The organism is Mesorhizobium sp. M0621, assembly GCF_040320745.1.
Classification (GTDB): domain Bacteria; phylum Pseudomonadota; class Alphaproteobacteria; order Rhizobiales; family Rhizobiaceae; genus Mesorhizobium.
Window position 1 is genome coordinate 116,264 of sequence record NZ_JAMYQF010000011.1, and the last position, 12,620, is coordinate 128,883.

Consider the following 12,620-nt stretch of genomic DNA (forward strand, 5'->3'; position numbering starts at 1 on the left):
GTTGATCGGGGTGACTTAAGCTGCCGCCGCGACATCCCGGGTGGCGGCCACCACGGCGTCGACCTTTGCGGTCGCCCTGGCGAGCGCTGATGCCACCGCGTCAGGCCCCATGCTGACCCCTTCGATGCGAATGACGTCGACATCGGTCATGCCGAGGAAGCCGAGCACGCCGCGCAGGTAGGGAATGGCGTGATCGAACTGCACGGCAGCACCTTCCGAATAGATGCCACCCGAAGCCAGCACGATATAGACCTTCTTGCCGGTGACGAGACCCTTGGGGCCGTTCTCGCCATAGGCAAAGCTCTTGCCGGAACGAGAGATGTGGTCGACCCAGGACTTCAGCGTCGAGGAGATGTTGAAGTTGATAAAGCCTGTGGCCAGGATCACCGTGTCGGCGGCGAATAACTCGTCGAGCACTACATCGGAGACGCCGACGACTTCAGCTTGGCGCGGAGTGCGGGCTTCTGCCGGCACGTAGATGCCGCTGGCGTAGTCGGCGTCGATATGGGGGAGCGGATTGGCGACGAGGTCGCGCACGACAAGCGTGTTCGACGGATCGGCGGCGACGAGCTTTTCAGCGAATTCGGTAGCGATGCGAGTCGAATGCGAGGCGGCGCCGCGCGGGCTCGAGGTGACGAGAAGAATGGACATTTTGGGCTCTCCAGCGGTTGGAATGATTTGTCCCGCCAGATATGGGGCTATCGACCCATTCGATAAACTGGTATATTTTCTATACGATCCATCCATAAGTTAGATATAGCGATGCAGCCCAACCCAACGCTCGACCAACTTCAGATCTTTGTGACAGTCGCTGATACAGGCAGCTTCTCGGCCGCCGGCCGCAAGCTCAACCGGGCGCAGTCCGTCATCAGCTATGGCATCGCCAATCTCGAGGCGCAGCTCGGGCTGAAACTGTTCGAGCGCGAGGGGACGCGCGAGCCGCAGCTGACCGAGATCGGCCGGGCGATGCTGGAGGATGCACGCCGCATGGTCGGCGTGCTGCAGCGCATTCGCTCGCGCGTCGACGGCCACCACCAGGGGCTTGAGGCTGAAGTCGCGCTGTCGGTCGATGCGGCGCTGCCCTCACCGGTGCTGGTTCGGGTACTGAAGGCATTCGAGGCGCAGTTTCCGACCGTGATGCTGCGGCTACATATCGGCACGCTCGGCCTGATCCCCGACCATGTCGTCAGCGGCCAGGCCGACCTTGGCATTGGTGGCTTGCTGGGCGAGGTCGACGTGCATCTTGTGCGCATCGGCTTCATGTCGATCGTGCTGGCTGCCGCGCCCACCCACCCGCTGGCGTTGCTGCCGAAACCGGTGGCGATCGAGGATGCGCGCGAACACACCCAGCTTGTCGTCACCGATCAATCGGAGCGCACCAAGGGGCGCGACTTCGGCGTCTACGCCTACCGCACATGGCGGCTGACGGACATGCGCACCAAGCATACGCTGATGCGCGAGGGGTTGGGCTGGGGCGGGCTACCGCGCTGGCTGATCGCCGACGATCTGGCGAGCGGCCGGCTGGTCGAACTCGACCTCGAGTCCTTCAGGGAGGTGAGTTCTCCCCTGTTTGCCATGCATCGCAACGATCGCAGCCCGAAGCCGGCGGCGGCCTGGCTGATCCACCAGTTCAAGCGACAGCTCGGCTGCTTCAACGAGTTCGAACCGGGCGAGGTGCCTGAGGAGGAGCCGGAGACAGACCTTCGATCAGTGCCATGAGCACGGCGCGGTAATCCTCGGCCGAGGCACCGGCCTCGATGGCCAGCGCGGCGCGGTCGAAGGCAGCGGCAAAGAGCGCTGTCAGTGCCTCCGCCGGCAATCTCGTCATCGTCTGCGCCCGCATTGCCGCAACCAGACCTTCGCGCAGCGAGCGGTTACCGTGACGGTTGTCGATCTCGTCCATGGCGGCGCGGCCGAGCACGGCCGGCCCATCGAGCAACAGCAGCCGTGTGCGGCCGGGCGCACGCATGGCGGCGAGATAGGCATCCGAACCGGCAATGAGTGCGTCGCGGGCAAACAGCGACGGCGGCGAGGCGTGCTCGATCTCTTCGGCGACCGCTGCCGCCTCCTGCTCGACCACGGCGGCAAATAGCGCCTGCTTGTCGGCGAAATGATGGTAGAGCGCGCCGCGCGTGACGCCGGCGGCGGCAACGATCTCGGGCGTGCCGGTCTCGGCATAGGACTTTTCGGTGAACAGCTTTCGCGCCGCGGCAATCAGGTCGGCGCGCGTCGCCTCGGTGCGGTCGCGGTTGGAACGGCGCGCGGAGTCCTGTTGCATACATGCAGCCTGTATGTTAGTCAAATTTGCATACAGACTGTATGTTATCTGAGGGGAGAAGGAAAGATGAAGACCACAAGCTATTATCCGGTACTGATGACCGGCGACGTCGCCGGGACGGCGGCTTTTTATGTCAGACATTTCGGCTTCCAGCCGCTGTTTGAGAGCGACTGGTACGTGCATCTGCGATCGATGGATAACAGCAGAGTCAATCTCGGCATCGTCCAGGGCGACCACGAAACGATCCCGCAAGCGGGGCGGGGCCGCACATCGGGCCTGCTGATCAATTTCGAGGTTCGCGATCCGGACGCGGTCTACGAGCGCGTCCTTGCCGCCGGCCTGCCGATCCTTCGATCCTTGCGCGACGAGCCCTTCGGCCAGCGCCATTTCATCACCAAGGACCCCAACGGCGTGCTGATCGACGTCATCAAGCCGATCCCGCCCAGTGAGGAATTTTTGGCGCAGTATAAAGAGGGGGCAGCGGGGGCCTGAATGGCGACGCCGGAGCCGCGGCCGCTTGGCTGGCCCCGTCGCCTCGCTCTATGGTGGCTCGACAAACGCGAGCCTGCCCATGCGCAAGATCTGCCTTATCCGCGCTCCGTCCAATCTCGGCCTTCGGCCGCTGCACCCCGGCCATGTGCCCGGGACGTGGCGGGCGCCGGAGGCACTGAGCGAGGCCGGCCTGGTCGAGGTGCTTTCGCCGGCCAAGGTGGTCGATCTCGAGCGGCCGGCATACAGCACCGAACCCCAGCCGGGCACCCGGCTGCGCAACGGTCCTGCGATCCGTCGCTTCAATCTGGAGCTTGCCGGGATCGTCGCCGGCGCACTCGGGCGCGGCGAGTTCCCGCTGGTCATTGGCGGCGATTGCTCGATCCTGCTTGGCGCGCTGGCGGCGGCGCGGTGCTCCGGTCCGCTGTCGCTGGTGCATGTCGATGGCCACAGCGATTTCCGTCACCCCGGCAATTATGATGTCGCCGCCGCGCTCGGCTCGGCCGCTGGGATGGACCTCGCGCTCGCTACCGGGCGTGGCGAGCCGTTGCTGACCGACTGGCCAGGCATTGCCGTGCCGCTGGTGGCGGACGAACAGGTGATCCAGATCGGCGAACGCGAGAGCCGCGACGCCGACTTCGCCTGGCCTGATATCAATTCCACCGCCATGACGCTGATCGACGTCTTTGCCGCACGTGAACTCGGCGTGGCGAAGGTGCTGGAAAAGACCCGCGCGACGCTGGCGCGGTCCCCCTACTGGCTGCATCTCGACATCGATGTGCTCGACCAGACGGTGATGCCGGCGGTGGATTCGCCGGGCAGCCCAGGCATCGATCCGGACGACCTCGTTGCCGTCCTCTCAGCGCTGGTAGCCGGTTCCGCCTGCGTCGGCATGGACATAACGATCTTTGATCCCGACCTCGATCCGACAGGCGACCTGGCGGCGTTGCTGGTCTCGCTGTTCGGGCGAGTGTTTGCGTCAGTATAGCACTAGCTCGCCCTTGCCACCGGCGTCACCGTCACCTGGCTGACACCGGTGCGGCGCACGACGGTGCACAGTGTTTCGCGGCCGATGCGTTCGGCGTCGAGCAAACGCACGAGGTCGTCGACGCCGGTGACCGGGCGGCCATCGATGGCGGCGATGATGTCGCCCTCCTTCAGGCCGGCCTTGGCTGCCGGACCGTCCTTTTCGACACTGCGCAGCCGAACCGCCGTCTTGCTCGACACTTGCGACAGCAGCGCGGCGCGGCGCGGCAAATTGGCTGTGTCGGCCGAAACGCCGATGAAGGCGCGGCGCACGCGGCCGAAGCGGATGATCTCCGAAATGACGAAATTGGCGGTGTTGGAGGCGACCGCGAAGGCGATGCCTTGCGCGCCGTGGATCATGGCGGTGTTGACGCCGATGACCTCGCCGGCCGACGACACCAGAGGCCCGCCGGAATTGCCGGGGTTGAGTGCCGCGTCGGTCTGGATGACATCGTCGATCAGCCGGCCGGTCGAGGCGCGCATCGAGCGGCCGAGTGCCGAGACGACGCCTGACGTGACGGTCCATTCGAAGCCTAGCGGATTGCCGATGGCAATCGCGATCTGGCCGCGCCGCAGCCGCTTGGAATCGCCCAGCGGCGCGACATCGGCGAAGCTGCCGTCGGCGCGCACCAACGCGATGTCGGTGTCGGGGTCGCGGCCGAGCACGCGGCCTTCGCGGGACGCGCCGTCCGGCATCGAGACGCGCACTGTCCTGGCATCGCCGACGACATGGAAATTGGTGACCACCAGCCCGTCCGGCGCGATGACGAAGCCGGAACCGTGGCCGCCCTGACCGCCAACGCGCTCGATGCGGCAGACGGCCGGGCCGATGCGGTCGACCGCATCGGCGACCGTCGTCGAATAGGCGTCAAGCAGCGTGTTGTCGGCCAATATGTCATCGGCCAATGTGTCGTCGGTTTGGAATTCGGCGGCGGCGAGGGCCATCGGTGGGCTCCGTGTTATCAGGCTTGATCGTGACTATATGTGCGGAGCGGCTGGAACCGCCGCGACCTGACCAGATGGCCAGTCAAACCGGCAACTAGCCGTCAGGCGAGTACCTCTGAGCGCGCTATCGAGCGATATCTGGGGCATGGATGAACCCAGGAGACCAATATGAGCGATTTCAATCTGAGTGCGTTTTCGGAAGCCGTCGCCGACCTCGCCGCCAAGGCGGCGCCGGCAACGGCGAGTTTCGCCACGCATCATCACCGCACAGCAACCGCCTTTCACTGGCGTGACGGTTATTTCGTCACCGCCGAAGAGGCTGTCGAGGCCGGCGAGGAGATCGAGCTGGTGCTGGCCTCGAGCGAGACGGTGAGGGCCGAACTCATTGGCCGTGATCCTTCGACCGGCGTCGCCCTGCTGAAGCCGGCTATTGCCGTCAACGCCGCGCCGTTGGCCAAGGCTGGTGCGGTGCGGCCCGGCAACATCGCCATCGCCATCGGCAACAGTGACGGTTCCGCTCTGGCCGTATCGGGCTCGGTCGGCGAGGTCGGCCCGGCTTGGCGTTCGATGCGCGGCGGCACCATCGACCGGCGCATCAATCTTGCCGTCGGCGCCGGCGGCCGCTTCGAGGGCGGCCCGGTGCTCGACGCCAAGGGTGCGCTGATCGGCATGCTGTTGTTCGGGCCGCGCCACCGGGCGCTGGTGATGCCTTACGAGACAATCGAGCGGGCGGTTGCGACGCTGCGCGAAAAAGGTCATGTCGCGCGCGGATATCTCGGCGCCGGCCTGCATCCGGTGCGCGACCGCGACGCGCATGGCGCGATGGTGATGAGCCTGGACGAGGATGGCCCGGCCAAGGCCGCCGGCCTCTCTCTCGGCGATATCATCGTGGCGTGGAACGGCGAGGCCGTGCATGGTCCGCGCGACCTGATCCGCAGGCTCGGGCCTGACAGCGCCGGCGCTTCGGTAATGCTCGGCGTCGTACGCGGCGGCGAACAGCGTGATGTCGCGCTGACGATCGGCGAAAAGCCACTTTCCTGAGAGGAGTGATGGACACGCTCACCAGCGACCGGATCATGACTGACGGTGCCGCCTCGCGGCGGCTGGTGGTGCTGATTGCGCTTGGCGACGCGTCGCGCGCCGAGCGCCTGGCTGCCGCGCTTGCCGCGAGCGATGACCTGCTGCCGGTCGTGGCCGGCAGAGCCGACGTCGCCATCGTCGACGACAGCAGCGGCGACGCAGTGCCGGCCTCCATCCCACGGGTGCTGCTGTCGGGGCGCGCCAACATCGAGCGGCCTGCCGGCGAGGTGTTGGCTGTGATGTCCGCTGGCGCGGACGATTTGTTGATCGTCGCTGCGGCGCGGCTGGCAGCGGCCGGCTATCGCGTATCGGGCGATGGCAGAAGCAGGCGCCATGACGACTTCCCTGCCGGCGATGGCGGGCCGTTCGAGGATGAAGCCTCCGATGATCATACTGTCCGCCCGGTGCTGTCACCGCGCGAGGCGGAAGTACTGGCGCTGCTGGCCGAGGGCGCGCCCAACAAGGTGATCGCGCGGCGGCTGAATATTTCCGTACACACGGCGAAGTTCCACGTCGCCGCAATCCTGATCAAGCTGGGTGCCGCCAACCGCACCGACGCAATCGCCATTGCGATGCGGCAGGGGCTGGTGCTGGTCTGATATCGATCACACCGCCGCCTCAATATCGGTGAGGCGGAAATCCTCACCCTTGAACAGCAGCGGCATGGCTTCGAGACGCGCCGTGGCGTAGGCGATGCAGTCGCCAAAATTCAGCGCCGCCGGATGCCGGCCCTTGCCGTAGCGCAGGAAGGCCTGGCGTGCGACGGCGGCATGGTCGGCGGTAAAGGCAACGGTCCCGATCGAGGCGGTGCGCAGGAAGTCGTCGAGGCGATCAAGGATTTCATCCTGCTTGCCGCCCGCGAGCACCATCGTCGTTTCAAGAAAGGTTGGCGCCCCCAACAGCCGCCTTTTGGCCTGTGCGATCGCCAACACCAAACGCTCGTGACCAGGCTCGGCGCGCAGGATAGCGACCAGGGCCGAGGAATCGATGATCATTTCGTCGGGATCCCGAATTCGTCGTAGCCGAGGATTTCGTCGTCGGTCATCGCATTTTCGCGTTTGGGGATCTTCCCGGCGCTGTCGGAGATCGCCATCAATCGCTGAAACAGGTCGCTGGTTTCGTCGCGCGGCACCAGCCGCTCGCGTGCAATCTCGCGCTCGAGACTCTGGCGGATGGCCTCGGTCACCGACACGCGGCGGCGTCGAGCGAGTTCGCGCGCCATTTGCTCGACTTCCATGTTCTTAATCGACAGTGCCATGCTATATTCTACCTATCTGTATAGAATATATATCGAACGCTCAGCAATTCCAACAGATTTGGACCGTAGGCCCGCGCCAGCCGCCGCAGCGTCACCACGGCGTCGCACCGCAAGCTCTTGTATCCGTGACCGCCACAGGCAAGGATTGCGTAAGGAAAATACGCAGGCGGAGGAAAAATGTCGCTCAAGGGAAAGACGCTGTTCATCTCCGGCGGATCGCGCGGCATCGGGCTGGCGATTGCGCTGCGTGCTGCGCGCGACGGCGCCAATGTGACGATCGCGGCCAAGACCGCCGAGCCGCATCCAAAGCTGCCGGGCACGATCTATACGGCGGCTGAAGAGATCGAGCAGGCCGGCGGCAAGGCGCTGCCGGTGCTGTGCGACATCCGCGAGGAGGCTCAGGTTGCCGAGGCGGTCGCAAGGACTGTCGAAAAATTCGGCGGCATCGACATCTGCGTCAACAATGCCAGCGCCATCCAGCTCACCGGCACGCTGGAGACCGACATGAAGCGCTATGACCTGATGCATCAGATCAACATGCGCGGCACCTTCCTGGTCTCCAAAATGTGCATTCCACACCTGAAGTTAGCCAGCAATCCTCATATCCTGAATCTGGCGCCGCCGCTCGACATGAAGGCCAAGTGGTTCAAGAACCACGTCGCCTACACGATGGCCAAGTTCGGCATGTCGATGTGCACGCTGGGCATGAGCGCCGAGTTCGCCAAGGACGGCATCGCCGTCAATTCGCTGTGGCCGATCTCGACCATCGATACGGCGGCGGTGCGCAATCTGCTCGGTGGCGCGACGGTGGCGGCGATGAGCCGTTTGCCCGACATCATGGCAGATGCCGCACATGCCATCTTCATGCGGCCGTCGCATGAGGCGACCGGCAATTTCTACATCGACGAGGAGGTGCTGCGCGCCGAGGGTGTCAGCGACTTCTCGGTCTATTCACCTGATGCGACAGGGCCTCTGGCCGGCGACTTTTTCGTGCCGGACGAGGTGTTTGCGCGTACGGACAGCAAGATCAAGAATATCTATTAGGCCCTGGGCGTTGGAGCCAAGCCGTCCGCCTGAGTCACGGGAAAGCCTAGCTCAAACAAGTCTGTAGGGCATCGATCCTGCCGGGATGATTCAACGCCCGGCAGACGCTGGCTCACTCCACGCTCTTCTTGCCTTTGCTCAGCCCCATCAGCCGGTCGATATAGGCGAGCATGAACGCCGAGACGACGAAGGCGAGATGGATGATGGTCAGCCACATCAGCTGGTCGGTAGTGTAGGAGGATGAGTTCAAGAACACCTGCAAAAGGTGGATGGAGGAGATAGCGACGATGGTCGAGGCGACCTTGACCTTCAGCGACCCGACATCGATCGTGCCCAGCCAGTGGACGCCGCCGTCCTGGTCGTCGAAGCGGCTGACGAAATTCTCGTAGCCCGAGATGATGACCATCACCACCAGCGAGGCGACCAGTGCCGCGTCGATGAGGCCGAGCATCTTCAGGATGGTGTCGGTGTCGCCGAGCGTGAAGGCCAAGGTGATGAACTCGTAGAGCTTCTTGCCGAACGAAAGCCCATAAATGGCCAGCGCCACACCCAAACCGAGATAGAAGACGACCAGCAGCCAGCGCGAGGCAAGAATGATCGATTCGATGGCGAGTTCGAGACGCTTCATGAGGTGGTTCCGATTGGTTCTTCGGCCGTATTTCGGTTAGGCCACCGCAGTTTGCAAGGCAAAAAACCCCGCCGGAGAGGGTCCGGCGGGGCTCAATGCGTCCCGCTGGAGTCGGGACGGGGCAGGGAACGCCCAGTCCTGAATCTGGGATAGGTGCGCCTTCGATTCAATGAGCCCGGTTGCATACCAGTACAATTCTTGTTGAACCCGGCACGTCGATCCATCCCCGGCAGGGCCGGGGATGGATGCTTGTCGTTCCGGTTCTACAAACCAGGTCATGATTTTGAAATCATGGCCTATTTGTTGCTGGCCACAGGCGCCACCAGCGAGGTGATGCGGCGGATGGCAACGCGCCGGTTCTCGCGGTTGGGCGCCGCCGTGTTGACCTTCAGATACTGCTCGCCATAGCCCTGTGTCGTGAGGTTTTCCGGCGGTATGCCGAAGGCGTTGGTCAGCGCCTCCGCCACCGCTTCCGCGCGGCGATCGGACAGAGCGAGGTTCGCCTCCGGTGTGCCGACTGCGTCGGTGTGGCCTTCGATCAGGAAGGTCTCGGCCGGGTTCTTCTTCAACAGCTTCTCCATGGCGGTGGCGACGCCCTCGAGCTTCTGCACCTCGGTGTCGGAGATAGAGGCCGAGCCGAATTCGAAGTTGAGCGTGTCGAGATCGACGCGGCGTGCGATGTCGCGCACGCGGGCCGAACGCTTGACCTCGTCGATCGAGTAGAGCCGCTGCACCCGTTCCACCGGCGGCTGTTCGAGGAAGGTGTAATAGTCGTCCGGATCCTCCACATCCTCGGAGTCCAGGATGTACTCTTCGCGCGGAATGGTGAGCCGCATCGGCGGCAGGTCATCGCCCGGATCGCGCCAGTCGCTCTCATCCTCATAGTGCCGCTCGTCGACATAGCTCAGCACATACTCGCGTCCATCCGGCGCAATGCGCGAACGCTGGATGACGTCGCCGTAGCGGTTGCGGATGGTGACGATCTGGACACCATTGTCACGCTCGACAATTTCCCGGGTGCGATCGCCCGACAGATCCTCATAGTACACGTTCCTGGCGCCGCGGTGCATACGCGGAGCGTCATTGCTTTCCACGATCGTCTGGTTGTTGAACTGGAGGATGACGCGGTCGCCGAGTTCCCTGACGACGTCGACGCCTTTCGGACGCCGACGGTCGCGGACGTTCTCATCGGGCGCACGCTCGACGCGTTTGCCCTTTTCCTCCGTCACAGGGGCGATCTTTTCAGGCTGGATTGCCTGTTGGGCCGACCTGTCGTCGGTGGGTGGTGGTCCCTGGTCGACCGGGGCAGGCTTTGGAGCCTGCGCCTGCTCGCCATTCTGCTGGGCAGGCTGGTTGGCCTGCTCGCCACTCGCATTCTCGCCTCCCTGTGGACCGTTCTTGCCCTTGCGCTTGCGCAGGACATCCTTCTGGCTGTCGAGGATGGGGGCTGCATTCTTCTCGGCCGGGGCTTCACCCTGGGCCGCATTTCCACCCTGGGCCGGCTGTTCACCTTGGGCCGGCTGTTCGCCGGTCACGGGCTGCCGGCCATTGGCGGGTTGTTCGGCCGTCGACGGTTGTTCTCCGGTGGCCGGCTGCTCTCCCGTCACCGGCTGTTCGCCGACAGGCTTCTTGCCGCGCTTCTTCTTTTCCTGAGGCTGCTGTTCGCCCTCGGCGGGCGCCGCCTGCTGCTCGGGCTGAAGCGGTTCGGCTTGCGGAACAGGCTCGCCGGCGGGCGCTTGCTTCCTGGCCGGCGCCTGTTCGGCGGGTGCGGCTTCGATCTGCTGGTCCTGCTTGTGCTTCTTGCGCAGGGGCTGTGGGTTGTTGTCGTTTGCCGGGGCCGCCTGCTCGGCAGGTTGTTCGGCCGGCGCCTGCTCAGTCTGCTGCCGCTGATCGCGCTTCTTCCTGCGCGGCTGCTGTTCCTCGACGGGTGCGGCCTGTTCGACCGGCGCCTGTTCGGTCTGCTGCTGCTGATCGCGCTTCTTCCTGCGCGGCTGCTGTTCCTCGGCGGGTGCGGCTTGTTCGGCTGGCGCCTGTTCGGTCTGTTGCTGCTGATCGCGCTTCTTCCTGCGCGGCTGCTGTTCCTCGGCGGGTGCGGCCTGTTCGGCCGGTGCCTGTTCGGTCTGTTGCTGCTGATCGCGCTTCTTCCTGCGCGGCTGCTGTTCCTCGGCCGGAGCGGCCTGTTCGGCCGGCGCCTGCTGGGTCTGCTGCTGCTGATCGCGCTTCTTCCTGCGTGGCTGCTGCTCCTCGGCGGGCTGCTCGGGCTGCTCGCTCTGGGCAGGCGCTGCCTGCTGTTCAGGCGCGGCCCTCTTGCGCTCGCGCTTTTGTTCCGGCTCCGCCTGCTGCTTCTGCGCGCAGGCTTCGGCCGATTCGCCCTCGGCGCACGCCGCTTGCGCCAAAATGAATGGGGCTGACGTGCGCTGGGTAGGGCCGAACGCGGCACTTTCCCGAAGCGGGAACGCGCCCAACGGCGCGGATGCCATAAGCAGGCCAAGTGCGGTGCCGGCCAGAATCCGTGGTTGGCGTTTCATCGAAAACTCTCCTTGTGGGGTCCCATCCTTGCCGAAACCGATCTTGCGTCGATTGGTTCCAGTTTGGCTGAGATAGAGGCCGTACGGGGCGATTGGCCGGCCTTTTGAAGGCAACTTCGTGTCTTTCAGCAGGCGCCGCCGCATTCGGCCCGTTGCCCTGCTTGACCTTGCCGGCGGCTAGGGCCACATGCCGGGAATGGAAACGCCATTCTGGAAAACCAAGACGCTGGAGGCGATGAGCCCGGCCGAGTGGGAATCGCTCTGCGACGGCTGCGGCAAATGCTGCCTGTCGAAGCTCGAGGACGAGGATACCGGCGAAATCTACTGGACCAGCGTCGGCTGCCGGCTGTTCGACGCGCAGACCTGCCGCTGTTCGGACTATGCCAACCGGCTGGCGCGCGTTCCCGACTGCGTCGGGCTGACGCCGCAGAATGTGCGCACCATCAGCTGGCTGCCCAGCACCTGCGCCTACCGGCTAGTGGCCGAGGGCCGCGATCTCTACTGGTGGCACCGGCTGGTGTCGGGCAGCGCCGAGACCGTGCATGAAGCCGGCATCTCGATGCGCGGCCGGGTCAAGGCGAGCGAGACCGATCTTGCCGAGCCTGAGGACTATTTTGACTACATGCTGGACGACGAGCCCTGAGGCTCGCGCCGGGGACGACGAATCCTGAGGCTCGCGCCGGGGATGACGAACCGCAGGGGTCGGGTTGGGGGCAGGTGATCTTCAGCCAATCCGCTGGGTCGGAACCGGGTGCCGAGCCAACTTTTTGGTGCTCACCACAGGCTGTGGACGATGGCGAATGGCCGGAATTTCCTTTTTCCCGCCACATGAACCAGAGATGAACAGCAGGTTCGTAAAGAGTTCAGACAGGTAAGTGCATTCTCCCACCATCGGTTCACGAGGACGGGTGAAAGCCCGCAATGAAGGAGAGAAGACAATGTTCAACACCATCAAGACGGCAGCCCTTTCGGCCATGGTCGGTCTCGGCACGCTGATGGCTATCCCCGCTCATGCCGACAGCCTCTATCTCGGCTTCGGCAACAACAACGACCCGCGTTTCGGCGTCTATACCGGCGACGATGGCTATCGCCATCGCCGTGATGAACGCCGTGGCGACTGGCGTGATGAACGCCGCGGCGGCTGGCGTCGTGGCTGTTCGCCGGACCGTGCCCTCGACAAGGCCGAACGCATGGGCCTCTACCGTGCCCGCATCGTCGACGTCAGCCGTCGTACGGTGAAGGTGATGGGCCGCCAGGACGGCGACCGCGTCGTGGTCGTGTTTGCCAACGAGCGCGGCTGCCCGGTTATCTATCGCTGAGGCTGGGTTCAGCTTGATTGTAGGG

At 64.5% G+C, this 12,620-nt stretch carries 15 protein-coding genes; 8 read left to right on the top strand and 7 right to left on the bottom strand.

Features of this window, described 5'->3' with window-relative positions; translation table 11 throughout:
• Positions 1-15: 15 nt before the first annotated feature.
• Positions 16-651: an FMN-dependent NADH-azoreductase gene (locus tag NKI38_RS10860; RefSeq protein WP_352657207.1), complete on the bottom strand. Its 636-nt coding sequence runs from the start codon at positions 649-651 to the stop codon at positions 16-18.
• A 111-nt stretch (positions 652-762) separates the two neighbouring features.
• On the opposite strand from NKI38_RS10860, the gene NKI38_RS10865 reads away from it, so the two are divergent.
• Positions 763-1,719 (top strand): LysR family transcriptional regulator, encoded by a 957-nt coding sequence (locus NKI38_RS10865; RefSeq protein WP_352657210.1) that lies wholly within the window; start codon positions 763-765, stop codon positions 1,717-1,719.
• Here NKI38_RS10865 and NKI38_RS10870 read toward each other — a convergent pair.
• A complete protein-coding gene (locus tag NKI38_RS10870) occupies positions 1,652-2,278 on the bottom strand; it encodes a TetR/AcrR family transcriptional regulator (RefSeq protein WP_352657213.1) in 627 nt (208 codons plus the stop codon). The two genes, NKI38_RS10865 and NKI38_RS10870, sit on opposite strands and share 68 nt — an antisense overlap.
• 66 nt (positions 2,279-2,344) lie before the next feature.
• Between NKI38_RS10870 and NKI38_RS10875 the strand changes: the two genes are divergently transcribed.
• Entirely contained in the window at positions 2,345-2,770 is a 426-nt protein-coding gene (locus NKI38_RS10875; RefSeq protein WP_352657216.1) for a VOC family protein, read from the top strand.
• A gap of 25 nt (positions 2,771-2,795) precedes the next feature.
• Positions 2,796-3,755 carry an arginase family protein gene (locus tag NKI38_RS10880; protein WP_352657219.1) on the top strand — a complete coding sequence of 320 codons (960 nt, stop codon included), beginning with the start codon at positions 2,796-2,798 and terminating at the stop codon, positions 3,753-3,755.
• Between the two features lie 2 nt (positions 3,756-3,757).
• On the opposite strand, the gene NKI38_RS10885 is transcribed toward NKI38_RS10880, so the two are convergent.
• Complete coding sequence (locus NKI38_RS10885; protein ID WP_352657222.1) at positions 3,758-4,738, bottom strand: S1C family serine protease; 981 nt, start codon at positions 4,736-4,738, stop codon at positions 3,758-3,760.
• 168 nt (positions 4,739-4,906) lie between these two features.
• On the opposite strand from NKI38_RS10885, the gene NKI38_RS10890 reads away from it, so the two are divergent.
• Both NKI38_RS10890 and NKI38_RS10895 read left to right on the top strand, forming a co-directional pair.
• On the top strand, positions 4,907-5,779 hold the full coding sequence (locus NKI38_RS10890) for a S1C family serine protease (RefSeq protein WP_352657224.1): 873 nt from the start codon (positions 4,907-4,909) through the stop codon (positions 5,777-5,779).
• An 8-nt stretch (positions 5,780-5,787) separates the two neighbouring features.
• Positions 5,788-6,417 (top strand): helix-turn-helix transcriptional regulator, encoded by a 630-nt coding sequence (locus NKI38_RS10895; RefSeq protein ID WP_352657227.1) that lies wholly within the window; start codon positions 5,788-5,790, stop codon positions 6,415-6,417.
• Between the two features lie 6 nt (positions 6,418-6,423).
• Here the strand turns inward: NKI38_RS10895 and NKI38_RS10900 are convergent, their stop codons facing one another.
• Positions 6,424-6,813 (bottom strand): type II toxin-antitoxin system VapC family toxin, encoded by a 390-nt coding sequence (locus tag NKI38_RS10900; protein WP_352657230.1) that lies wholly within the window; start codon positions 6,811-6,813, stop codon positions 6,424-6,426.
• Positions 6,810-7,076: a type II toxin-antitoxin system VapB family antitoxin gene (locus NKI38_RS10905; RefSeq protein WP_352657233.1), complete on the bottom strand. Its 267-nt coding sequence runs from the start codon at positions 7,074-7,076 to the stop codon at positions 6,810-6,812. The genes NKI38_RS10900 and NKI38_RS10905 overlap by 4 nt, the downstream gene beginning before the upstream one ends.
• A gap of 177 nt (positions 7,077-7,253) precedes the next feature.
• Here NKI38_RS10905 and NKI38_RS10910 point away from each other — a divergent pair, with 177 nt between their 5' ends.
• Positions 7,254-8,120, top strand: a complete 867-nt coding sequence (locus NKI38_RS10910; RefSeq protein ID WP_352657236.1) for an SDR family oxidoreductase — start codon at positions 7,254-7,256, stop codon at positions 8,118-8,120.
• 112 nt (positions 8,121-8,232) lie between these two features.
• On the opposite strand, the gene NKI38_RS10915 is transcribed toward NKI38_RS10910, so the two are convergent.
• Both NKI38_RS10915 and NKI38_RS33530 read right to left on the bottom strand, forming a co-directional pair.
• Positions 8,233-8,748: a TIGR00645 family protein gene (locus NKI38_RS10915; protein ID WP_352657239.1), complete on the bottom strand. Its 516-nt coding sequence runs from the start codon at positions 8,746-8,748 to the stop codon at positions 8,233-8,235.
• A 296-nt stretch (positions 8,749-9,044) separates the two neighbouring features.
• Positions 9,045-11,276 carry an OmpA family protein gene (locus tag NKI38_RS33530; protein WP_502899289.1) on the bottom strand — a complete coding sequence of 744 codons (2,232 nt, stop codon included), beginning with the start codon at positions 11,274-11,276 and terminating at the stop codon, positions 9,045-9,047.
• A 196-nt stretch (positions 11,277-11,472) separates the two neighbouring features.
• On the opposite strand from NKI38_RS33530, the gene NKI38_RS10930 reads away from it, so the two are divergent.
• Positions 11,473-11,919 carry a YcgN family cysteine cluster protein gene (locus tag NKI38_RS10930; RefSeq protein WP_183462112.1) on the top strand — a complete coding sequence of 149 codons (447 nt, stop codon included), beginning with the start codon at positions 11,473-11,475 and terminating at the stop codon, positions 11,917-11,919.
• A gap of 295 nt (positions 11,920-12,214) precedes the next feature.
• Positions 12,215-12,595 carry a hypothetical protein gene (locus NKI38_RS10935; RefSeq protein ID WP_352657247.1) on the top strand — a complete coding sequence of 127 codons (381 nt, stop codon included), beginning with the start codon at positions 12,215-12,217 and terminating at the stop codon, positions 12,593-12,595.
• Positions 12,596-12,620: the final 25 nt, after the last annotated feature.